The sequence below is a fragment of the Nocardia barduliensis genome, assembly GCF_013315795.1.
Lineage (GTDB): Bacteria > Actinomycetota > Actinomycetes > Mycobacteriales > Mycobacteriaceae > Nocardia > Nocardia barduliensis.
In genome coordinates this window covers 114,709-137,657 of record NZ_JABLTE010000005.1, presented here as the reverse complement: position 1 = coordinate 137,657, position 22,949 = coordinate 114,709, and the positions used below count along the sequence as shown (strand labels likewise).

Genomic DNA, 22,949 nt, shown 5'->3' with positions numbered 1-22,949 from the left:
GTCGATTTCCCCACAGCATCCACCGCGAAAGCGGTTGCCCCGGCAGAATATACGGCTCGTGAGATAGCCGGAACCGAAACTCGAATTCGTCCTCCCACCTCGCTGTTCACCGAACCTAGCTTCGCTCGCAGGCGCCCGGTGCCGGGCCGACGCCGCACTCCCGTGCGACGCACCGGCTCACCAGAGTGGCGGGCCGGTGGCGAAAGCCCCCGGCACCGAGCGCCGCCGACCGACCGGTGTTCGATGCAGAGAGGCGTCACATGTCCACGAATTCCCTCGCCATAAATCAGCTCATCGCCCTGTGCGACACCGCCGCCCACCAGGCGCCGGTCCAGCCGTTCACCGTCGGTCAAGCCCACGAGGTGATGCAGATTCATCTGGCCTGCCGCGCGAAACACTGCGCCCGAAAAGCGGCGGCACGGCAGGTGCTGATCGACGCCGGGCGGATGGTTCCGGATTCCGGCAAGCCGCAGTGAAGGCGGCTGCCGAAGCCGAACCGCCGGACCGACGCCGTCACATCCGCATCGAATCCGGCCCGCTGCGCCTGGACTACCAGGCGAGCGCCGAACAGGCCGAAAGCGTCGCACGCGCACTGGCGCAACGCTTCCCGGACATCAGGGTGACTATCGACCACAACCTGTGCGACGACCATCCGCAACTCCCCTGCGCCCGACTCTGGGACTGAACGCTCGTCCCTGCCGCGCCATCCCGACTTCGAAATCAGAACGGAGATTTCACCGATGCGATCCCTTCGGTCGCGCACAATGCCGGCTTCTGCCCGATCCATGGTGAGGGGGCGGTCATGAGCACAGATCCCGCCCCGGACCCGACGCTCACCCGCTGCCGGCACTACCGACACGTCTACGGGCTGCCGTGTCACGTACACGAGGAAACTGGAAGGATCGCCCTGTGTGCGGGAGACGTAGGCGCGGTCACGGTCCCCGAACAGCTCGGCAGAACGGTCCGCGCCGACCTCGCCCAGCAATACCTGCTCGGCCCCGTCATCGCCCACGGCTCCGGGCGCTGGACGATCCTCGTCCGCCCCGACGCCACCGACCGGCTCGCCAACGACAGCGAGATCTTCATCGCCCTGCTGCGCGCCTCCGCGACGATCGTCCCCACCGGCGGCGAGATCCTGCTCCCCTCCCCCACCGACGAGAGGATCGGATACCGGTGGTGGGTCGTCGCCCCACGCGACGCCTTCCGCCCGCATATCAGCACCGTCGTGCAGTCGATCATCCGCTGCGCCAACGCCGATCCGCACCAACCACACGGGTTTCAGGCTGACCGGCCGAGGGATCACTCGTAGCGAGGATCACCGAACCGCGATCCCCCTCACCGACCACCGAACTGCGGTCCTCCTCACCGATCGAATCGCGCGCGGTCCCTCGCCACAACCGACTCGACGGTCATGAATCCGGTGGAACCGGGGAGCCCCTGAGTGCGTCATAGACTTCAGGGACGACTTTGACGGCCCAGACGGGAGGCTTCGGTGGGACGACGGACGACGGCGGCGGTTGCTACGCTCGCTGGGATAGTGCTGGTCACCTCCGGGTGCGAATCGGGCACGAACGGAACCGCCACCCCCAGTAGGACAACCGACACCTCGGCGGCCACGGCCGCCCTGTGGGACCCGTGCACACAGGTGCCGGATCAACTGCTTCAGGAAATCGGTGTGGATCCATCCACGAAAAAATCGGGCGTGGCGGGAATCGAGGAGCCTGGATTCAAGGTCTGCGGCTGGTACGACCCGGGAAAGCCCTGGAACTACTCGATCGATGTTTGGTCCACCATTCACTCTGTCGAGGATTTCAGAAGAAAGCCTGATAATGTCGACTTCAGCAGCATCACGATCAATAGTCGTTCCGGATTCAAGTTCCGCAGCAACAAATACGATCCCGACGAAGCTTGCGATCTTATCTTCCCGACCGATTTCGGAGCCGTCGAAGTCACCGCATTCAATGTTTCGCCAAAAGGACGTCAGGTTCCACCGTGTGACCGCGTGACAGCCGCAGCTGAGGTGTTGCTTCCCATCTTGCCACGCTGACTGGAGGATGAACATGGCCTTGGAGGAAGAGAAGTCCCGCTGGCAGTTCTTGGCCAGCGAAGCGCAGAGCGGCCGTCTATACCTGGATCCATCGGTGGCAAAGGAGTGTTGGGATGCGTGCGATCGCCAGATCCAGCTGTATCAGGACTTGCGCAATGACCTGATCAGAATGACGAGGGTGACAGGCTTGGGTAGGTTCGAGTGTGCAGACGAGCTGGCGAGGATGCTGGGCGACAAGGCGGTTGGAGGCGAAGGTGATGTGGACTCCGCCCTCAAAGAACACATCGAGGTACTCACCCTCATCCGTGATACCATCCAGATTTCCGTGGACCGGATCGGCGCGCAGGACGATTCCAACGCCCAAGACACGAGCACTCTGTTGAACTGACCGGGGGATAATCATGGGTCTGCCATTTCTGGTGGCGATCGGCGCCGCTCTGCTCGAGCAGTCGAAATCCGGCCCGCCGGATACCGGTTCGCGCGACGAGAGTCCCGACGCGGCCATCGCCCGCAACCGCATCGCCGAAATCATGCGCGGCGGTGGTGATTTGCAGACTCAACCGTCGAGAGTTCCAGAGAGCGCGTATAAGAACCCGGACGGCATCGATGATCTCTATGAACGCGTGCAGGCGATGTCGATCACCGATGTCACCGCACTGCACCAGCGGTGGGAGTCGATCCGCAATCGGCTGGAGCAGGGTTTGCGGGGTTTCGCCCCGGAGATCAGCAAGGCCATGGAAGGCAAATGGGAGGGGGCGGCGGCGAAGGCCGCGAGCGACGGCATCAAGGAGTACGTCGACAAGTCCAGTGGGCTGGTCGGTTCGGTGCAGATCGTCGCCGAGAAGGTGAAGATCATCCGATCGGGCATCGAGGTCACCCGCCCCGCCGTGCAGGAAGCGCCGGCTCAGACGTGGACCAGCAACGTCGCGAGTTGGGTTCCGGGCCCCACATGGAAGTTGAACCAGCATCGCGAAGACGCTGCGCGCGATGCTTCGGTGAACGTCGTCAAGAACGTCTTCTATCCTGCCGTCCGGGAAGCCGACACCGGCGTTCCACTGGTCCCCAAGCCGTACAACCCTGTGCACAATTCCGGCGATCAGCCGTCCATATCGAACAATGGCTGGCAAACGTCGTCATCCCGAGATGGTTCCGGGGACAACCCCGCTACGGGAGACCCGTCACAGCGGCCAGGTGCTGCGGAAACGCCGGACAGCACCGTCGCATCCAGCCCGACTCCTTCTGTCGAACAAGAGAATTCGGACGATCAGGCGGCGACCACGCCCGCCGGCACGAACCCGTCGACCCAACCGGCAAGCACCAGCCCGGCTGCCGATCCCTCGTTGACCCGCCCCGGAACACCGAGTCCGGGATCGCCCGGCACGCCGAGCCCGGGCACATCCACCCCGGGCGTCCCCGGCCTCGGAACCCCCGCGCCGGGCCGCAGCCTCAATGGCGCCCCTGGTGTTCCGAGCGGCGCTCCCGCCGCCGCATCCGCGCGTTCCGGCGCCGGCCGCCCGGGCATGGGCGGAATGTCGGGCATGATGCCACCGGGCAGCCGTGGCAAGGGGGATGACGAAAAGGAACACCAGACGAAGGACTATCTGGTGAACCAGCGAAACGGCGAGGAACTCACCGGACTCGGCGCGGAGCACAAGGTCAAGTCGGTCCCACCGGTGATCGGCGAATGAGCGGCCCGGGCATCGACGCCGCGCCACGACGCGCGATCCGGCCGTGGTGCACGACGGAGGATTCGGCTTCATGAGCCGACGAGACTGGTCGTTCACAGCGCTCGGCTTCACCGTGCTGTGGCGGGCCGTCGACCGCGACGTGCTGCCCTACCCGTTGCAGTTCCGATCCACCGCCGAGACCGTCGCCGATTACGAAGCGGAGTGGAAGTCCGAAGCCGCCGGACTGCACCGTCGGTTCGACGAGTCCCTGTACAGCGCTTTGCGTGTGCTGGCCGAACCCGAGGCACGCATCGAGATGGCGGGGTTCCGCGGGAAGGAGAAGCTGCGCGTCCACGCGGCCGTGCACTATCGCCATGCCGTGCTGCTGGTTCAAGAGCCGACCGCGTCGGCGGATCGTGGTGGGGCCGTCCATATGTCGCTGATCGATGCGGACGACGTGAGCCGTCGCGTCATCGACCTGCTGCCCGACGCCGCACGCGGCAGCGGCCCCGGCATCGAGATCTCTCGGCACGAACTCGACACCGAGGACGAAGACGAGGAACCGTATCGCGTCGGCGCGTCGATCCCGCCCCGCGCCCGAGCCGAACAGTTCTTCGAACGTCCCCGCAGCACCATCGCCCACGTCGCGGTCTACGCGGGCCCCGCGTGGGACAACCGCCCCGCACCCGCCCGCGGCTTCCACGTGATGGACTATCCCGACGGCCGGTACCTCGTCCGCAGCGCAGCCACGCTCAAAGCTGTTCCCGCCGACACCACAGAACTACGAACACAACTCGACCGGGTCGTACAGGTCACGGTCGCGGGCTTCCGCGAGGAGAACGATCCGAGTTACAGCTGAAGCATCGGAACTGTCCCGACGCGTGCGACCAGTCACCTGACACTGACGCAGCGTGCGGTCGATCGGTCCCTAGATACCCGGAGGAGGGTGATCGAGACGAGCACGACCCGGCTCCGAGCGTTCTGTCGGAACCGATATGCGTTGGCGCGCAGAATGGTTCGGGAATGAGCTCGATCGCGCCCGGAGAGTCGGCCCGAGTGTGCCGATGATCACCGATTCGCCCTGGTCACACCGGTACTCCCGCCAGTGACAACAAAAACGAGCGTAAAGACACCTACGCTTGAATCATGCCTCGCTGGAGTACGCACGGTCGTAAGGCAGCGGAAGTGGGCCGGTTGGCGCGGCTCGGGGGCGATCCTGAAACCATCTCGGCGGCAACACTTTCGAGAGCACAGACGCGATCGATCACTGCTTCCGCGAGCAGACCTCGTTCGGCACCGAATGCCGACAGCGAAGCACCGGTATCCACCCCCTCGACCAGGCATCCCGGATCGCTCGCCTTGAGACCGGAATCCGTCTCGCGGACAGTGGCGATGGGAATGCCTCCGCTGCCCCCACGGCGTCTGGACGACGAACCGCACCGGCTGTACAACTCGGGCGCGGCCGCCTTCGTCGGACTCTGCGTCGGCGTGCTGATTCTGGTGGTGTCCGGCTGGCTACTCGTCGGCCCCTCCACCAAACCGGCGTCGTCGACCACGACGCCCCGGGCCGCTGCCTCGAGCACCGCCCCACCAACGTCCACCGTGCGCACGACCACGCCCACACCCGCTCGGCCCGCCGGACGGACGGGCATCGCGATCACCGTCGGGAAGGTCACCGCGAACGACGGTACGACCCTGGTGGTGAAGAACGCGGCGACGGGAAACAGCATCAAGGTCCGCACCGACGCCGACACCAAGGTGTACGTCCTCATCGCCAAGCAAGCGAAGGACATCCGCGTGGGCGCAGCCATCGCCGTCTACGGGCGACAACACCCCGACCAGACGATCGTCGCCGACTTCATCACCGGCATCTCCTTCGGCGCCGCCCCCAACTGAACCACACAGCCGGGCGCACCGACCTCACCCGCGTAACGCGGCTTCCACCGCCGCACCGTCGACCGGCTCCCCTTGGCCCCACACGGCCCGCGCCAACCGCAGCTTCCCGGCCAGACCGGTTACCAGCGCCGCCTCCGTCGCCGCGTCCGCGTCTCCCCGCGCGAGCACTTTGCGGTAGCGAACCGCGTCGACGATGACGGATTTGACCCGCTCGTGATCGAGATAGATCCGCAGGTCCCGTCGCCACTCACCGACCGCCGCCTCCGGCTCGGCGGCGATCCACTCGGCGAGGAACGCCTCCTGCTCCCGCGGGAGGTAGCCCATCTTGTGCAGATGGGTGGCCACGTCGTACAGCGGGTCGCCGTACAGGGCGAATTCCCAGTCGAGGAAGACCACCTGTCCGTCGCGCACGATCATGTTCTTCCGGTGCACGTCGGCATGCACCATCCGGAACGGTCGGGCTTGCAGGGTGTTCCAGGACGCGAGCACGGTCTCGAGCGGTCGGTCGGGCACACCCAACCGGCGGTACAGTTCCCCGAATTCCGCGCTGCTCTCGCGGTGCACCCGGGCCGTCACGGCCGACAATCACCGCGCGAATCCGGCGGGCTCGTCGTCCCAATCCGGCTCGACCGGCGGCAACAGCTCCCGTGGGATACGGCGGAGCCCGGCGAACAGCGCGGCCACGTCTGCCGGTACGTGGGCCGGAACCGGGACGCCGCGCGGCGCGATCCGGTCCAGCAGGTCGCCGTCGATGAAGTCGTGGATCTGGTAGGCCGGACGGACCGATTCCCACCGCAACTTCGGCGCCGCGGCGACGAAGGGCTCGATCGCGATCAAGACCGCGGGTTCGGGCCACTGCCGCAAATCCATCACATCCGCGCCCTCGACCGGAATACGCACGTTCACCGCGCCGGAGACGCCGTCGACCCGCACGTTGTGGTTGTAATACCCGGCGGAGGACTGGGATCGGGACAGCGCGGCGTGGTACATCACGTCCGCGTCGACGCCGAGCACCCGTGCGATCAGCCGCGCGGCGTCGCGGTCCAGACCCGATTCCGGCGTCGGCGGCTGGATGCGCAGCCGTGCGGCCGCGGCGGCTTCGGAGATGTCGGGTTCGGTCCAGCCGTACAGCGCCAGGACCGCTCGCGCCACGAGCACCAGCCCCGGGTAGACGTTCGCGCCCTCGAATTCCGCGATGGCCCATCGCGCACTGCGCACGGCTTCCGCACGGCGCCCTCGCCGGGCGAAGACGCCCGCGCGGAACAATTCGGCTCTGGCCCGTCCCGACCGGTACCCCGCCTGCTCGAGAATCCCGCACGCTTCGGTGAGCGCATGCTCGGCGGCGTCCAGTTCGCCGAGCGCCAAACGCGCCAAACCAACGGCGGTATAAGCCTTCCCGAGTTCGTGCAACGCACCGAGCTCACGCTGCTGCACGATCGCCGTTCCGGCGGCCTCGATCGCCCGCGCCGGGTCGGTCAGCGCCAAGAGTTCCGCCAGATTCGTCGCGATATTGGCCTGTCCGACGACGCTGCCCGCGGCTCGGTAGTGGGTGTCGGCCTCCGCGAGATACTCCGCGGCGCGGTCGGTGTCGAACGCGAGCCGGTAGGCCAGGTGACGCAACCGCGCCACATCGCCGAGAAACTCGCGGTCGTCGTCGTCCGCCAGCGCCACGAGTTCTTCGCACATGGCCAATGCCTGGCCGAATCGGCCCTGGCACATGTGCAGGTCGGCCGCCCACTGCCCCGCGACGAGCCGCGCCCGCCCCGATCCGCGCGACCACACGTCCTGATAGATGGCCAGCGCATCGTCGGTGTCGCCGAGTGTGCGCCGCGCGTTCGCCGCGGCCACAGCCAACCGCTCCGCGATCGGTCCGGTCCGATCCAAAGCGACGTGCCGGGTGAGCCGATCGGCCTGCTTGGCGTCGCCGAGCAGCACCGCCGCTTCCGCTTCCAGGCACCGCGTGAGTTCCGACAGTTCGGCCATACCTGCCAGGTTCTCATGCGGATCGCTCAAGTAGCGGTCGAGATCGCTGATCACGCCGCCGATGCCCTGGCTGCCGCCTGCCGCTTCGATCCGATCGACGTACCCCAGCAACGTCACCGCCGACAGCAGCCCGGATCGGACCCCGTGGTAACCCGCTTCGCGCAACGCGGTCACCCGGCCGGTCGGCCGTTCCGCGCGCGCGAACCACAGGTCGTGTAGCACCGCGTGCAGCGTGCGCCGAACTTCCGGAGCCAAACGGCGTTGCAGCGCGTCCACCATCAATTGGTGCAGCTGGAAGCATTCGCCCTCATCGCCCTCGTCCGCCGCGTAGACGAACGAGTAGGCGACCAGCGACTTCCACGCCGCGACATGCCGCGGTAGCTCGAACTGCCCGGCCACCGCGGTGAAGATCTCCCGGTCGAAGATACGGGGCAGCCCGAGCAGTTCCAGCATCCGCACTTCCTCGGGCCGCACGTGCTGCAGGAAGCGTTCGAGAATGGTTTCCGGAGAGACCAATTCGCTGGGTGCGACCCACCCGGCGCGGGTGCGGGCATCGATGGCCAGATGCAGGTAGAACGGAACGCCCGCGCTGGCCGCCGCGATCGCAGCCCGCTCGGCGGGGTCTTCTATTCCGGAGGCATCGAGTAATTCGAAGCGCGCGTCCGCGGGCAGGTTGTCCACCGGCACGGCCCGGACCCGGTCCGACCACTCCGGATCGTGCCGCTCCCAGCCCAGCGGCTCACGACTGGCGATCACCACCAGACCGGTGTCCAACTGGGCGACCACATCGCGTAACCAAGCGTCGGATGCGGCCGCCCGGCCTTCGCGATCGGTGCCGCCCGTCAAGGCCTCGTAAGCGTCCAGGAAGACGACATAGGGCGGTTTGCCTTCCGTCCCGCTCTTGAGGTCTTCGGCGAACAGGTAGGAGACGGCCTCTTCCAAGCTCGCGAGACTCAACCGGTCGAGTTCCTGCAGGACCGGATCGTGGCGTATCCGATGGGTGCGGATGGCCCGGCGCGCGCCGAGATCCAGCAGCTTGGTCGCCGTACCGAAGACCGGGATGCCGGTGGCGTCGTTGAGGATCTCGGTCAGGATCTCGCTGTGCTCGGCGAGCGCCAGCGAATCGGAGGTCAGGCGGAGGTGGGGGTGCATGCGCTGCCACAACACCGCGCAGGCGATGTCGAAGCGATGGAACTTGATCTTCTGCTGACCCAGCTGCACGCGCAGCACGGCGAGCCCGTCCGCGGCCTGCCGATGACTCGGGACCTGCAGATCGAGCACCGCCACCGGATGCCTGCGCTCGACGCGCGCCCGCAGCTCGGTGACCAACCGGGACTTGCCGATGCCGCCGACACCGCTGAGCAGCATGACGCGCGGTTGCTCGGCAGCCTCGGCCAGCAGTTCCTCGAACCGAGCCAGCACCTGTTCGCGATCGACGAACGGGCGGCTGGTCGATCCCGGCTGGAAGCGCGCGGTCAACACCATGGTGTGTTCCCCCTCGTGACGAGCCCGGCACGATTCTGCCAGATCCGGTCGGGCGGTCCGCGAATGTCGGTGCCCCTTGCTAACTTTCGTTTCGTTCTGATCTGACGAAAACAGGCGAGGCGCTATGACAATCGGGGGAACCACCTATCTCGAACTGTCCGAGGACAGCGGATCCGCGCACAAGTTCTACGAGGTGATCGTCGCGGGCACGCAGGTGAGTGTCCGTTTCGGTCGTATCGGGGAGCAGGGGCAGACGAAGGTGAGTTCGTTCGCCACCGAGGAGAAGGCGCGGGCGGCTGCCGCGAAGAAGGTCGGTGAGAAGGTACGCAAGGGCTACGCGCCCGCGGTGATGGGGGCGCGGGCCAGGCGCGCGGTGACCCGGCGGGCGATCAGCAGCGGCCGCTCCACCGCGAAGGCCGCGCCCGTGCTGTGGAGTTTCGACTCCGGCGCCGCCGCCTTCGGCATCTTCGTCGACGAGCGCCGCTGCTGGGTGGGCAACGAGAGCGGTGACGTGTTCACCCTGACCCCGGACGGCGTGGTCACCGGCCGGTACCGCCTGCCGGACGCCGTGAAATGCATCGTGGCCGACGACTTCTGGATCTACGCGGGGTGCGACGACGGGCGCGTCTACGACCTGTCCGGCAAGGTGCCCCGCGCGGCCTACGACATCGCGGCCGATGTGGACATCTACTGGCTCGACATCCACGACGGCATCCTCGGCGTCTCCGACCGCCAAGGCGGCATCACGGTGATCGACTACGAGGAAGAGTCGCTGTGGAACCGGCACAGCACCGGCGATTCGGGCTGGATGGTGCGCGTCGACGCGCACGGTGTCTACCACGGGCATTCCGGCGGAGTCACCAAGTACGACTTGGACAGCGGAAACACCCTCTGGCACCAGAGCACCGGCGGCGACGTGCTGTTCGGCTGGCAGGAATCCGACGCCGTCTACGCGGGCACCTCGCGCAACCAGGTCCGCATGGTGACCAAGAGCGGCGGGGCCGAACGCACCTCCCAGTGCGACGCCGCGGTCTTCTCCTGCGCCACCTCACCGGACGGCCGCTACGTCTTCGCCGGCGACAACTACTCCTCGGTGTACTGCTTCGACGCCGCCGGGAATCGCGTGTGGAAGCTGGCCACCGGCTGCGGTTCGGCCTATTCCATGCAGTACCACGACGAGAAGCTGTACCTGGTCACCACCACCGGCACGCTGGCCTGCCTGGACGTCGGTGAGACCGCCATCCGCGACGCCGAGCAGGGTGTGCTGCCGCAAACAGTGTCGGTGAAGGCGCCCGAGATCTCCGCCGTGGTGCCCAGCGATACCGTCGAAGTCACCTCCGATGCGGGGAACGGCGTCATCGTGGAATGCGTCGATCACGGCAGTTCGCTGCGCGTGCGGGTCGTGTCGCCCGGGTATCACCGTGGCTGGAACGTTCAGTTCCCCAAAGACATTCGCCGGTCCGGAGCCCGTTACGTGGTCGACGGCATCGCCGAGTCGGCGCGCGGCGGTTTCTACCGGGTCCGCGGCGATATCCGCCGACTGTCCTGACGGCGCTACGGCCGTTCCCAGCGAAAGCGTTCCTCGCAGGTCGCGCGAGATCTGCGAGGAACGTCGCCGGTGGGAACCCGGCATCCTGCGCTCCTGGCAGACTGACACAAGCGCGATCGAGTGGGGTGGTTTCGATAGCTGGGCGGTTCACGTCATTGTGCGCGATAGCCTTCGCCATGACGGCGGTGGCGGCGCTACTGGCCGGGTGTACGGCAGACAATCGCCGGGACAACGCCTTTCCAGCGGGCGCAGCCGAGCAGATCGACCGCATTGTGCGGTCGCAATTGGACGCACGGCTGTCCCCTGGGGTGCTGATCGCGGTCGGCGGGCACGATGGTGTCCACGATCTCCGACCTCGCCGACTACGCCCGCATGCTCGGCCGCGGCGATCTCCTGAAGCCGGAGACCTTCCGCGCCAGGACCCAGTTCTCCGGAGACCTGCGCTACGGGCTGGGGATCATGGAGTACGGACGGTGGCGCGGCCACGACGGGGCGGTGCTCGGCTACAGCACCCACATGGGCTATCTGCCCGACCAGGATGTCAGCGTCGCCGTCGCGGTCAACGAATTCAGCTCTCCGCCCCTGCTCGGGGCGGTGGCCCCGATCATCTGGTTCGGCATCGTCCGTCAGCTGTACCCGGGGACGGTTGCGGACGTGCCGTCGAACGCTCAGCCCAACCCGCCGATCCCTTCGATTGCCGACCTCGACAACCTGCTCCGGCGCACGCTCGATCCGGCGGTCCCGGCGGCGGGGAAGCCGCTGCGCGTCGCGGACGACGACAAGGATCCGGAGTTGCTCGCTCGCGTAGCGCAGGCATACACCCCGGTCACTACGACGGTTACCAGGGTCACCGACGTCGGCCCCGGTCAGCTCCTCGCAACCGTGACCGTCGCCGACGACGCAAGCCGCATTCCGATCATCGTGCCGTTCGTCTCGCGCGACGGCTCCTGGCGTATCGGCACGCGGTGGGCCTGTGACCAGATCGCCGGCACCGGCGCGCCCTCCCCCGCCTGCCATTGACGGCCTGCATCGCACCTGATCTGCCGATTCGTGGACGGAACGCGACGCCCGGTGGGAAGGTGGACGTACGGCAGGTGTCGGCGACAGGAGCGAGACACATGGTGGACAAAACCAACGGAGCTGCCGCGGGCAACGGCGGCGGGGTGTCGGCTGAGCGGCCCGAGCAGATTCGCAACGTGGTCCTGGTCGGGCACAGCGGTTCGGGCAAGACCACACTGGTCGAGGCCATGGCGCTCACCGCGCGGGCGGTCAATCGCGCCGGGCGGGTCGAGGACGGCACGTCGCTGTCGGACTACGACGAGATCGAACATCGCCAGCACCGGTCGGTGCAGTTGTCGGTCGTGCCGGTGGCGTGGGACGGGATGAAGATCAACCTGGTCGACACGCCCGGCTACGCGGACTTTGTCGGCGAGCTGCGGGCGGGGCTGCGCGCGGCGGACGCGGCGCTGTTCGTCATCTCGGCCGCCGAGGGAGCCGACGGGATCGCGGGGGCGACCAGGGCGCTGTGGGAGGAGTGCGCCGCGGTCGGGATGCCGCGCGCCATCGTGATCACCCACCTGGACACAGCGCGCGACGAGTTCGACGTGATGACCGAGACCTGCCGGACCGTGCTGGGCGGCGGATCGTCGGAGAACATCCTGCCGCTGCACCTGCCCGTCTACGGCCCGAAGAATCCGGACGGGCACCGGCCGGTCACCGGCATGGTGGAGCTGCTGCCGCACTGCGTGGGCGACTACTCCTCCGGAGAGGAGGTCCAGGGCGATCCGGCGCCCGATCAGGTGCCCGCTCTGGAGGACGCGCGCAACCGGCTCATCGAGGGCATCATCGCCGAGAGCGAAGACGAGAGCCTGATGGAGCGCTATCTGGAGGGCGAAGAGATCAGCCTGGCGACGCTGGTCGCCGACCTGGAGCGCGCGGTCGCCCGCGGCAGCTTCCATCCGGTTCTGTTCGCCGCGCCCGCGCCCGAAGGTGCCAAGCAGGGCCTCGGCACGGTCGAACTGCTCGATCTGATCACCGGCGGCTTTCCGACACCGGCCGAGCACGTCATCACCGCGAGCAACGGCGCCGAACCGCATCCGCTGCGCTGTGACCCGGCCGGAGAGCTGGCCGCGGAGGTCATCCGCACCGCCTCGGACCCGTACGTCGGGCGGGTCTGCATGGTTCGCGTGTTCTCCGGCACCCTGCACGCCGACGACACGGTGCACGTCAGCGGGCACGGTCTGGAGGATCGGGGCCACGAGAGCCACGAGCTGGACGAGCGGGTCGGCGCGATCTCCGCGCCCTTCGGCAAGCAGCAACGTCCCCTGCGGCAGGCGATCGCGGGCGACATCGCCTACGTCACCAAGCTCGGTCACGCCGAAACCGGCGACACCCTGTCGTCCACCGACAATCCGTTGCGTATCGAGCCGTGGCCGATGCCGGACCCGCTGCTGCCCATCGCCATTCGCGCGCACAGCAAAAGCGACGAGGACAAGTTGTCGCAGAGCCTGGCCCGGCTGGCCGCCGAAGATCCGGCGCTGCGCCTCGAGCACAACCCGCAGACCCATCAGCTGGTGCTCTGGTGTCTCGGCGAAGCCCATCGCGACGTCGCCTTGGAGCGATTGCGGACCCGGTTCGGCGTGCAGGTCGATGTGACCGACCATCGGGTCGCGTTGCGGGAGACGTTCGCGGGCAAGGCGACCGGGCGCGGCAGGCACGTCAAACAGTCCGGCGGGCACGGACAGTACGCCGTGTGCGAGATCGAGGTCGAACCGCTGCCCGAGGGCTCGGGGATCGAGTTCGTGGACAAGGTGGTCGGCGGAGTGGTTCCGCGCCAGTTCATTCCGTCCGTGGAGAAGGGTGTTCGCGCGCAGGCATCCCGCGGACTGACCGCCGGATACCCGCTGGTGGACGTGCGGGTCACCCTGTTCGACGGCAAAGCCCATTCGGTCGACTCCTCCGACGCCGCGTTCCAGACCGCCGGAGCCCTCGCCCTTCGCGAGGCCGCGGCCGCCGCGGGGATCAGAGTGCTCGAACCGCTGGCCGGAGTCTGGGTGCTGGTCTCCGACGAATACGTCGGCCCCGTGCTGAGCGACCTGTCCAGCCGCCGCGGGCGCGTTCTCGGCACCGAGCCGCACGGAACGGGCCGCACCCGCATCCACGCCGAGGTGCCGGAACTCGAACTCAGCCGCTATGCCATCGATCTGCGCTCGATCTCGCACGGCACCGGCGATTTCTCCCGCGCCTACGCCCGCCACGAGCCGATGCCGAACCAGGTCGCCGCGTCGGTGCGCGGGGAGAAGGCCCGCGCTTAGCCCACACCCTCCGGAACCGGGGCCGATCGCTTCGCGAACCCGCGAAACCCTTCGGTCCGGTCTCCAGCACCGGTGATCCGACCGGGGCTCTTGGACCGAGACCACCTGCGAAGGTGCGCGACGCGCCGGGCCTTGCTACCGGCAAGCACACCCGCACACCGGTGACAACGACGATTCCGATCCCGCCGCCTATTGCTCAGGCTTGCGGTGGCGGTCCAACGGGCGGCGGTCCGCCGGGTTGCGTCGCGCTCACCGTGGGTGGAGGTGGTGCCGCAGCCGCGAGATCGATGGTGCTGGAACCGACATCCAGACCCGTCGGGTGCGCGTAGCCGGTGAAACTCCCGTACTTCTCGGTCAGCGGCGGGTTGTTCGGATCCAGCGGAATGAGCTGGCCGTTGTCCAGGATGTTCAGGCCGGTCTCGTTCTTGACGATCAGCGCGCTGTGCTTCTCCCACTGCACGACATCGCCGGTCTTCAACTGCGCGACATCGTTCACCGTCGCCCACGGGTGGTCGGCTGTCGACGCACCCGCGGTTCCCTCGTAGGCGGCCACCGCATTGGTGGCGGTGTTCTGGGTCTGACGGTGCAGAGCTTCCGCGACCGGCTGAGACACCTGCACGGTCGAATTGCCGATCTTGTAATCGACCATTCCGCCCGGTGTGGTCACCGCAGGCGGAGCGCCGGCGTACGTCGGGGCGGTCACGCCAGGAGGACTGGTCTGCTGCACGGCCTGCTGCGCGGTGGTCGTCTGGGCGTTGCGGTTGCGCTCGCGTTCCTCGCGCTTCTCCCGCTCTCGTTCCCGATCGCGCTCCGCATAGGCTCGCTCGAGTCGCTCCTCGTCCGGCTGGCGGCCCTGGTTCATCATGCCGCTCATGGCGCTCATCATCGCCATCTGCTGCATAGCGTTCGCCATGCCGTTGTCGCCGCTGTTGGCGGCGGGGGCCATAGCGCCGGTGTTCGCACCAGTGTTCGCGCCGGTATTCGTCGCGGTTCCGGTGTTGCCCTGCAGCGCATTACGGATAGCGGCGAACGGGTCCGAACTCGTGGACGGATCAGTGCTTCCGGTATCCGAGATGGGCTGGGTGCCCGTACCCGTGCCCGTGCCCGTGCTCGGATCGGTCAGCGAGCCATCGGTGTCGGTGGACCCGCCCAGCAAGTCGTCGTACGTGGAACTCCAGTCGTCGTTCGTGGTACCGGCCGGTTGCGTGGAAGTATTCCCGGTCGGCGGAACATAGGTATTGTTATTGCCGTTATTGGCATTATTATTGGCGTTGTTATTGTTATTGTTATTGTTGGCGTTGTTGTTATTGTTGCCGTGCTCGCCGGCATTCTTGTTATCGACGTTCTCGGCTTGTTTCTGATACTTCTTCGTCGCGTCGTCGTATATCTTTTCCCATTCATCGACGGCTTGCAGGATATGCCTGGTGTAGTACCTCTGCTCCGCTTCTGCGCTCAAGAACCACTTGCCGTAACCCGGGCTGCCCTCGACCGTATTCTTCTCGTACACGGGGATCTGCATCTCTGAAGTGGGGGGACCTCCAGAGCTTTCCGTGAGCTTGTTGCCCTCACGCTTGAGGTCCGAGGGCTCGTACTTGAGATGCTCGTTCAACTCGTTCATGACCCCGATGAGCGCCTTGAAGGCATCGGAGCCCGTGATCTTGGAGTCGTAAGTGGTGCCTTTGACGTCTTTGTGCTCGGTAGTGTACGTACTCTGCCGCTTGTCCAACTGCTCCTTCAGATCTTTGTGCGCGTTCCTGATGCTGGACCATCCGCCCGCGGACTCGACCTGCTCACCCTCCAGCACCTGGGTGAAGTCGGGCGCGGCCTTCGGATTGCCGAGTCCGAGTGTGTCGAAATCCCACTGCATGGTGAACTCGGTGTCCTTGATTATGAGCTTCAGCGCCTCACTGGCCCCCTTCGGCTCATACAGGTCGACATACTGCGCGTGCTTTTCCTCGCTCTTGAACTTCTCGTAGCCGTAGTCTCCGAATTCGACCTTCTCGGCGTCGTCTTCTTTACCCTTCTTAATTTTCAGATACTCGTCCGGATTCCCGCTCTCCAGCGCTTTGACGAGATCTTTGTATTCAGGCTTGTCCTTGAGGTCGCCGGCATCCTTGACGAGCTGTTCGAACAGGGTGTAATCATAGCTTTCGGCATGCTTGACGTCACGAAGGCGGTCGAAGGCTTCTTTGAATTCGGTCGAATTCAATCCGGCAAGCTTGTCTAAGGAATTCTTGGCCTGGTCGTCCTGAAAGCCGACGGAATCCCAACCCGCTGCTTCGTAGTCCTTTTTTATCTGACCGACGACCTCGTCTACCTTGCTGCCCATCAGGCTCTCCTCTGCTCACCGGAGCTCTCCGACCCCGCCGGACCACCCAACAATTCGGCGACCGAGGGGGGACCCCCGTTGTGGGCGATGGAACTGACCCTCTGAGACCCTGCCTCGAATCCAGGGGCGATCACGACGCCGGAAACCGCTGCCTCCCTGCGAGGCACCTCCGGCGCCACGACACGCGCTGCCGCCGGCAGCAAGGGGTGCTCGGTTATCTGGCTGTACGTGTACAGCGCATCGCGCAGAATCTGCCGGTCGGGCTCACCTTCGGCGAGCAACAGCAGCAGTTCATCGGCACGCCGTTCGAAAGCCATGCTGCGCTGGATTTCGGCGCCGGGCACGTCCAGTGGTACGCCGCCGACAGGGATGTGAGACACGTCGATCCTCCTCGACTGCAGCGCAGCCGCCGTCATGGCATCACCGACTCGTATCTCGTCCCACCAGCTCGCCGGGATCGGCAGACCGGCGTGCAGCGCATCCAGGACTCGGGTGCGATGAAAGGAGACTTCCCCGCCGATGCCGGAGATCGCGGTGCGCACCCGAGCATCCGCCGCACGCGCCAACTCGATGCATTTTGCCCGGATCTCCGCCTCCGGCACCGCCGAGGCCTCTATCAGCGACTCGTCCGATCCGGCCAGCTCGAGCCGGTCGACCAGTCCGACACCCGGCGACGCGAGGTCGACGGCGGATTCGGCGGCAGGTACCCGGTCCTCGATCGCGACATCGTCACCGAGGGCCGTGCGCAGGTCGTCAGGTATGGAGGTGGAGGACACCAGGGCGCTGAGACGACCAGGCCTGCGGCGACTGACCAATCGGACGAACTCGGCGAGCATTCGGGCCGGATCGGTGATCCCTTCCAAGGCCGCGATGGTCTCCCGCCCCTCGGTGCCGAGAATGGAGTCCCACCTCCACGGCACGACCACCTCCACCGGCAGGAACAATCCGGGAGGCAGCCAGCCACGGCCCTCGGTGGAAGTCACCAGAACCAAGGGCCCAGCGTGAGTCCGCCCCACTGCCACCCCCCAGTCCAGGGTCGGCACCGAATCTCCTACCGCGGACAGAATCGCGGCGAGCAGGGTCCGAGCCAGCGCCAAGTCGTCTTCTACCCCCTCCCCGACTACGAGCGAAGGGAGCGCCCGCCGGCCTTCGGCGGTATGAAGTGCCGCCGCGAACGGGCCCGTCGACAAAGGAGCGGGAGGGCGGACAGACATTCCCGCACCAGATCCCTGGATTGCGCCTGCCGCCAATGGCACGGCGATTCCCTCGGCTATGCCCGCACCGACGTCCGCACCGACAGCGAGGCCCTGGGCGCCGCTCGGCCCGAGCGGATCAACCGCTCCCCCGACTGCACCGACTTCACCAGCATCGAACCCGTCGGAGGCACCGGGCTCCCGGAGGCCGGAAATGAAGGGCATCGCTCCGGGCGGTGCGGCAGATCCCGTCGGCACGGCATCGCCGAGTTGTGGCGCCGATGCCAAGGGCATCGGCGCGGGGCTCGGGGGTTGAGTTTCGCCCGGCGTCCCAAAGGTGACTGGCGTGGTAGTGGAAGGCTGCGTCGGTTGAGAGCCATCGGTGATCCGCGGATCCGGGCCGGCGTCCACCGGCGTCCCATGATCACCGGGTGTGCCTGGTGTCGGGCCGCCCCGCGGTGCTCCGTCGCCGAACCCACCCGCATGGCTGATTTGTTGCCCGCCGGAGTGGTCGGCGTTCTCGAGTGCGGCTGCGGCCGCCAGCAATTCGTCGCGCGTTCGCTCATGATTGGCGGCGAGACGCTCCGCGGACTCGTGCCGTCTGTTGTAGTAGTCCACCAGAGCCGCCCGCACCGGTTCGGCGATCATGCCGTAGGTGGGTTCGAACTCGGCGAGCCAATCATGCGGGATTTCGCCCCACTTCCGGATGTCCGTGGCGAGCTGATCGTGCTGCAACGCGATGCTGCGCAGCTGATCTGGCTCAACATCCAGGTAATTGGGCATGCTCGGTCGATCCCTCCCGCCAGCGTCTTCGGCCTATTGTTCCGGCTTCCCAAAGTTGGGGACCGGATCGCTCCCGGTTTGCCACTCCCGCATGACATCAGCGAAAGGCCGCGGCAGGTTCTCAGGATTGTTCATGGCGAAGTGGTATTGCCGCCGAGCATCTTCGGTGCTTTCGGTGATTGCGGCCATGATTTCGGCGGCTAGCTCTTGGTTGCCGAATCGGGCGCAGGTTCCAGGTGCCAGATAGAGATCCCGCAGCCGCCCCATCACGTCGACCTCGGGTATGACCAAGCCACTGGGCGACGGGCGGCGCGCAACGATCGCGTCCGACCGTTCGCGCATTTCCGCGATGCGATGCCGCAACTCGCGCGCCATGCTCTGCCCGGCGCGCACGTAGGGGTGGACTTCTCTCATGCATCCTCACTCATCCGCAGGCAGAACGCCCGCCTGTGCGGCGACCGACCAGCCGCCCTCGAGGCGTACGCGGTCGATAACGCCCTAGCCAAGCGTCCGGCCCGCCGAGGGCCGGTCACTTCTCCAGGATGCGCCACCAGACCCGTCCTCCGTTCCCAACAGTGAGAAGCGTTCATACTCGGGTCACAGTTGGCTCTCCCGGGTGAGCCCGCTAGATCCGCGAGGACCCCATCGACGACTTCACCACCGACTTCGGCGGCCTCCGGCACGCCGTCCCACGAGCGGTACACCGGATGCCCTCCGCGTTCCCCTCCGCGCTACTCGGCTCCGGTCGACCGTTGACACTGCGCGGCACAGGTCACTCCTGTGATGGACAGACCGTCACCGAGAAAGACTTGCTTGTCACCTTCGCGCCGGATGCCGCAGCTCAGCAAGTGCGAGACCTCGGTCACGGCCTGATCGAGACGCCCGCCGGGATGAGCTGGTACGTCCTCGAGCGATATCTGAATCGCCTCGGCTCGGCATTCCCCGTGCTGCCGGACTATCTGCACCTCTCGGTGGGGGGCACACTCTCGGTCGGCGGCGTCGGAATCGACTCCGTGCGCTACGGCATGCAGGTCGATCACGTGGAGCGGATCCAACTGATCGACGGAACGGGGACCAGCCGTTGGTGCTCGCGTACCGATCATCCCGAACTGTTCCGGTTCGCGCTCGGCGGTCTGGGCACCGTCGGGCTGATCGAACGAGCAGTGCTGCGTACCGCGCCGTACCACCGCCACACCCACCTGCACCACACACGCCACGACACGCTGACCGACCTCATCGAGCACACCGAACGGACAGCGCAGCGCGACGACATCGACGTCTACTACGCGTCCATCCGACCTGGCATACTCCACACGGCTACCGGATGGCGCGGCAGCGCTTCGAAGCGATGTGGAGAAGAGGGCTGCGAGATCGTCTCCGATCTGTCGTTGCGGGGAAACTACGGAGCCGCACGGAGCGTTGCCCCACCCCCCGGCCATGTGCGCCTGTGCACCGACTACTTCGTGCCAGCAGGGCAACTCGCGCCGATGATCGCCGCCTTGGATGCGCTACGACACCTGGCTCCCATGGACCGCGCACCCACGATCTCCTGGATCTTGATCGTGCGTCGCCCCCCGGACGCAATTTCGTTCCCCTTCACCCCAGTCGGCACTGCCCCCGTCTCGATCGGCGTGGGCTTGTGCTCGTCGGTACACCGCGGCCCGGGGGCCATCACCGCCGCCCGCACTGCCTTCCGCGGGCTTCTGGAGCGTTGTCTCGAACTGGGTGGACGGCCATATCTCTACGGCGTCAACGATCTCGACCCCGCGCTGACCGAGCGACTCTACGGATTCGAATTGAGCCAACTCGCGCAGCTGCGCTCGGCCTGCCGCCTGGAACACGTCAACGCCCACCTTCCCCTCGTGCAGGCCGCTCCGGGCTCGACTGCTCTCGAGCCTTCCCCACACCTCGAGATGCAGTCGCGCGCGGATCGGTAGAGGGATCAACTGGAGAAGTGTCGCCAACGGTGGGAAGGCGAATGACAATTGCCGCAGGTCGAAATGAGAGAGTTTGGCGGTATGGGTAGAAGTGTCGATCCGCCTTCCGCAGCGCTCCTCCCGAGCGGACAATCCTGACGATGGTCTCATCTGGAGCGGCCGGGAACTATCTGGTCGACTTAGCCGAGCGGTTGGCCCTCCGCTGTAATCCTGCGCCGATCCGCGCGGTCATGGAGCGCGCCTGCGGCGGACAACTGGATGAGCGAGGGCCGGATGGAGACCGAGCCAGCCTGCTGACCGTATCAGGCCTTCCATTCGAAGCGAGTGTGTCCGGCGGACGAGGCTCGGTGGCTCCAGTCGTTCGTTACGCCACCGAAGCCGAGACTCAGGAAACGCGTTTCGGCTCTCGTGTCGCCGCTCAGATCGCCGCGATCCGCGATCTCGTCGCTTGGATGCCGAACGGCGACGACGCCATCGCCGACACACTGCATTCTTTCGTCACGACGCTGTATCCCGATCCAGGGACGGTCCCGCCTCGGCATCGCTCCGCTACGTGGATAGGCGTTGTCCATCACACGGCGGCACCGGATCACATCGCCCGTTTGAAGGTATACGGCTACCCCACGATCATGCCCGGAGGATTGCGCCGGTTGTGCGCTGCGTGGCCTGCATTCACCGGATTGGCTCCGGTGCCCGACCATGAGAAGCTGATCAAACCAGTCATTGCCGCGCTCGAAGTGGATGCGCACGGTGAGGTGAACCATAAGATCTACCTGCGGACCCGATACGACGATGCTGCCGTGCCGATGAAACTCGTCCGGCACTTCGGCCATCCGGCATGGGAGGTGCTGTCCGAGTTCGTTCGTTGCGGCATCGACGCGGCGAAACTTCATCGGTACGACTTCTTCGTATGCTGTGCGCGCCGTTCGTCGGGTGCCCCAACGTTCGCGCTCACCTTGGCCGCACGACGTCACGACAACGTGGCCGGACTCGTCAGCACACTCGCGTCCCGGCATCACGGCACCACCGAAGCGGTCGATGCATTGGCGCAAGCAGCGAAGTCGTCCGGTGCAGCCTGGCGTTATTCTGCGGTCGGATTGGGCTTCTCCGCCGACCACGGTATCGACAAACTCAACGTCTACGGCAGCCCCACCTGGAGCGACGCATAGTACGCAGCGACTGCCGCGCCTACCCGCGACTGTGGCCGAACACGGAGAAGTCCGCCCGGTCCGCGATCGGTGAAGTAATCGCGGAACGAGCGGACTCGCTCACAGTTTCGTGTAAGACCCCGGCCAGATGCTCCGCCGCAGGTCGGGAGCTTCGGAAGGCTTACACGTCGAAGTACAGCTCGAACTCGTACGGGTGCGGCCGCAGGTTCACCGGGGCGATTTCGTTTTCGCGCTTGAGGGTGATCCAGGTCTCGATCAGGTCCTCGGTGAAGACGTTGCCTTCGGTGAGGTAGTCGTGGTCCTGCTCGAGGCGGTCGATGACAGACGCCAGGCTGGTGGGGGCCTGGGGGATGTTCTTGGCCTCCTCCGGCGGGAGCTCGTAGAGGTCCTTGTCGACGGGGGCCAGCGGCTCGATCTTCTTCTTGATGCCGTCCAGGCCGGCCATCATCATGGCGGCGAAGGCCAGGTACGGGTTGCCCGAGGAGTCCGGCGCGCGGAACTCGAGGCGCTTGGCCTTCGGGTTGTTGCCGGTGACCGGGATGCGGACCGCGGCGGAGCGGTTGCGCTGCGAGTACACCAGGTTGATCGGGGCCTCGTAGCCGGGGACCAGGCGGTGGTAGGAGTTCACCGTCGGGTTGGTGAACGCCAGCAGCGACGGCGCGTGGTGCAGGATGCCGCCGATGTAGTGGCGCGCCAGGTCGGACAGGCCGCCGTAGCCGGCCTCGTCGTGGAACAGCGGCTTGCCGTCCTTCCACAGCGACTGGTGCACGTGCATGCCCGAGCCGTTGTCACCGAAGAGCGGCTTCGGCATGAAGGTGACGGTCTTGCCTTCCTGCCACGCGGTGTTCTTGACGATGTACTTGAACAGCTGCAGGTCGTCGGCCGCGGCGAGCAGGGTGTTGAACCGGTAGTTGATCTCGGCCTGACCCGCGGTGCCGACCTCGTGGTGGCCGCGCTCCAGCTCGAAGCCGGAGTTCTGCAGGTTGGTCGAGATCTTGTCGCGCAGGTCGACGTAGTGGTCGTAGGGCGCGACCGGGAAGTAGCCGCCCTTGTTGCGGACCTTATAACCACGGTTGCGACCGCCGTCGGGGTCGAACTCGGCGCCGGTGTTCCAGGAACCGGAGACCGACTCGATCTCGTAGAAGGCGCCGTTCATGGCCGAGTCGTAGCGGATCGAGTCGAAGATGTAGAACTCCGCCTCGGGGCCGAAGTACGCGGTGTCGGCGATGCCGGTGGAACGCAGGTACTCCTCCGCCTTGCGCGCGACGTTACGCGGGTCGCGGCTGTAGGCCTCCCGGGTGAACGGGTCGTGCACGAAGAAGTTCAGGTTCAGCGTCTTGGCGGCGCGGAACGGGTCGACGCGCGCGGTGGAGAAGTCGGGCAGCAACAGCATGTCCGACTCGTCGATGGACTGGAACCCACGGACGGAGGAGCCGTCGAACGCTAGCCCTTCCTCGGCGAGGTCGGTGGTGAAGGCCTTCCCCGGGATCGAGAAGTGCTGCTGCACACCCGGCAGATCGCTGAAGCGGATGTCGACGTACTCGATGTCCTCATCAGCGATGAATTTGATGACCTCGTCGGCCGTGCTGAACGTCAC

At 66.3% G+C, this 22,949-nt stretch carries 19 protein-coding genes and 1 pseudogene; 13 read left to right on the top strand and 7 right to left on the bottom strand.

Annotated features, from left to right (window positions below):
- Positions 1 to 260 precede the first annotated feature (260 nt).
- The 8 genes from HOV91_RS04260 to HOV91_RS04225 all read left to right on the top strand — a co-directional run bounded on the left by HOV91_RS04260 (position 261) and on the right by HOV91_RS04225 (position 5,610).
- Positions 261 to 476 (top strand): hypothetical protein, encoded by a 216-nt coding sequence (locus HOV91_RS04260; protein WP_217439509.1) that lies wholly within the window; start codon positions 261 to 263, stop codon positions 474 to 476.
- The gene (locus HOV91_RS04255) at positions 473 to 685 is read left to right on the top strand and encodes a hypothetical protein (protein ID WP_174184102.1); all 213 of its coding nucleotides are present in this window, start codon (positions 473 to 475) and stop codon (positions 683 to 685) included. The genes HOV91_RS04260 and HOV91_RS04255 overlap by 4 nt, the downstream gene beginning before the upstream one ends.
- A 117-nt stretch (positions 686 to 802) precedes the next feature.
- Positions 803 to 1,309, top strand: coding sequence for a DNA-directed RNA polymerase subunit beta (locus HOV91_RS04250; RefSeq protein ID WP_174184101.1), 507 nt, complete (start codon positions 803 to 805; stop codon positions 1,307 to 1,309).
- A 228-nt stretch (positions 1,310 to 1,537) separates the two neighbouring features.
- Positions 1,538 to 2,047: a DUF3558 domain-containing protein gene (locus HOV91_RS04245; protein WP_174184100.1), complete on the top strand. Its 510-nt coding sequence runs from the start codon at positions 1,538 to 1,540 to the stop codon at positions 2,045 to 2,047.
- A 13-nt stretch (positions 2,048 to 2,060) separates the two neighbouring features.
- Positions 2,061 to 2,435 (top strand): hypothetical protein, encoded by a 375-nt coding sequence (locus HOV91_RS04240; RefSeq protein ID WP_174184099.1) that lies wholly within the window; start codon positions 2,061 to 2,063, stop codon positions 2,433 to 2,435.
- 13 nt (positions 2,436 to 2,448) lie between these two features.
- On the top strand, positions 2,449 to 3,735 hold the full coding sequence (locus HOV91_RS04235; RefSeq protein ID WP_174184098.1) for a RodZ family helix-turn-helix domain-containing protein: 1,287 nt from the start codon (positions 2,449 to 2,451) through the stop codon (positions 3,733 to 3,735).
- A gap of 70 nt (positions 3,736 to 3,805) precedes the next feature.
- Complete coding sequence (locus tag HOV91_RS04230; protein WP_174184097.1) at positions 3,806 to 4,573, top strand: ESX secretion-associated protein EspG; 768 nt, start codon at positions 3,806 to 3,808, stop codon at positions 4,571 to 4,573.
- A 533-nt stretch (positions 4,574 to 5,106) separates the two neighbouring features.
- The gene (locus HOV91_RS04225) at positions 5,107 to 5,610 is read left to right on the top strand and encodes a DUF5666 domain-containing protein (protein WP_174184096.1); all 504 of its coding nucleotides are present in this window, start codon (positions 5,107 to 5,109) and stop codon (positions 5,608 to 5,610) included.
- A gap of 24 nt (positions 5,611 to 5,634) precedes the next feature.
- Here HOV91_RS04225 and HOV91_RS04220 read toward each other — a convergent pair whose 3' ends face one another.
- Entirely contained in the window at positions 5,635 to 6,186 is a 552-nt protein-coding gene (locus tag HOV91_RS04220; RefSeq protein WP_174184095.1) for a phosphotransferase family protein, read from the bottom strand.
- A gap of 9 nt (positions 6,187 to 6,195) precedes the next feature.
- A complete protein-coding gene (locus HOV91_RS04215; RefSeq protein WP_174184094.1) occupies positions 6,196 to 9,078 on the bottom strand; it encodes an AAA family ATPase in 2,883 nt (960 codons plus the stop codon).
- A 124-nt stretch (positions 9,079 to 9,202) separates the two neighbouring features.
- On the opposite strand from HOV91_RS04215, the gene HOV91_RS04210 reads away from it, so the two are divergent.
- The 3 genes from HOV91_RS04210 (at position 9,203) to HOV91_RS04200 (ending at position 13,941) form a co-directional block, all read left to right on the top strand.
- Positions 9,203 to 10,627: a WGR domain-containing protein gene (locus HOV91_RS04210; protein ID WP_174184093.1), complete on the top strand. Its 1,425-nt coding sequence runs from the start codon at positions 9,203 to 9,205 to the stop codon at positions 10,625 to 10,627.
- A gap of 333 nt (positions 10,628 to 10,960) precedes the next feature.
- Positions 10,961 to 11,647, top strand: a complete 687-nt coding sequence (locus HOV91_RS04205) for an MTB12 C-terminal domain-containing protein (protein WP_174184092.1) — start codon at positions 10,961 to 10,963, stop codon at positions 11,645 to 11,647.
- 98 nt (positions 11,648 to 11,745) lie between these two features.
- Positions 11,746 to 13,941: an elongation factor G-like protein EF-G2 gene (locus tag HOV91_RS04200; protein ID WP_174184091.1), complete on the top strand. Its 2,196-nt coding sequence runs from the start codon at positions 11,746 to 11,748 to the stop codon at positions 13,939 to 13,941.
- Between the two features lie 196 nt (positions 13,942 to 14,137).
- Here HOV91_RS04200 and HOV91_RS04195 read toward each other — a convergent pair whose 3' ends face one another.
- The 4 genes and pseudogenes from HOV91_RS04195 to HOV91_RS40995 all read right to left on the bottom strand — a co-directional run bounded on the left by HOV91_RS04195 (position 14,138) and on the right by HOV91_RS40995 (position 18,660).
- The gene (locus tag HOV91_RS04195; protein WP_174184090.1) at positions 14,138 to 16,270 is read right to left on the bottom strand and encodes a hypothetical protein; all 2,133 of its coding nucleotides are present in this window, start codon (positions 16,268 to 16,270) and stop codon (positions 14,138 to 14,140) included.
- Positions 16,270 to 17,262, bottom strand: a complete 993-nt coding sequence (locus tag HOV91_RS39705) for a hypothetical protein (protein WP_246349803.1) — start codon at positions 17,260 to 17,262, stop codon at positions 16,270 to 16,272. The genes HOV91_RS04195 and HOV91_RS39705 overlap by 1 nt, the downstream gene beginning before the upstream one ends.
- A 750-nt stretch (positions 17,263 to 18,012) precedes the next feature.
- Positions 18,013 to 18,246 (bottom strand): annotated as a pseudogene (locus tag HOV91_RS41000) (type VII secretion target); the annotation flags it as partial.
- Between the two features lie 33 nt (positions 18,247 to 18,279).
- Positions 18,280 to 18,660 carry a hypothetical protein gene (locus HOV91_RS40995; RefSeq protein ID WP_174184088.1) on the bottom strand — a complete coding sequence of 127 codons (381 nt, stop codon included), beginning with the start codon at positions 18,658 to 18,660 and terminating at the stop codon, positions 18,280 to 18,282.
- A gap of 293 nt (positions 18,661 to 18,953) precedes the next feature.
- Here HOV91_RS40995 and HOV91_RS04180 point away from each other — a divergent pair, with 293 nt between their 5' ends.
- Complete coding sequence (locus HOV91_RS04180; protein ID WP_174184087.1) at positions 18,954 to 20,183, top strand: FAD-binding protein; 1,230 nt, start codon at positions 18,954 to 18,956, stop codon at positions 20,181 to 20,183.
- 140 nt (positions 20,184 to 20,323) lie between these two features.
- A complete protein-coding gene (locus HOV91_RS04175) occupies positions 20,324 to 21,352 on the top strand; it encodes a hypothetical protein (protein WP_174184086.1) in 1,029 nt (342 codons plus the stop codon).
- A 160-nt stretch (positions 21,353 to 21,512) separates the two neighbouring features.
- On the opposite strand, the gene glnA is transcribed toward HOV91_RS04175, so the two are convergent.
- Positions 21,513 to 22,949, bottom strand: a complete 1,437-nt coding sequence (glnA, locus tag HOV91_RS04170) for a type I glutamate--ammonia ligase (RefSeq protein ID WP_043722399.1) — start codon at positions 22,947 to 22,949, stop codon at positions 21,513 to 21,515.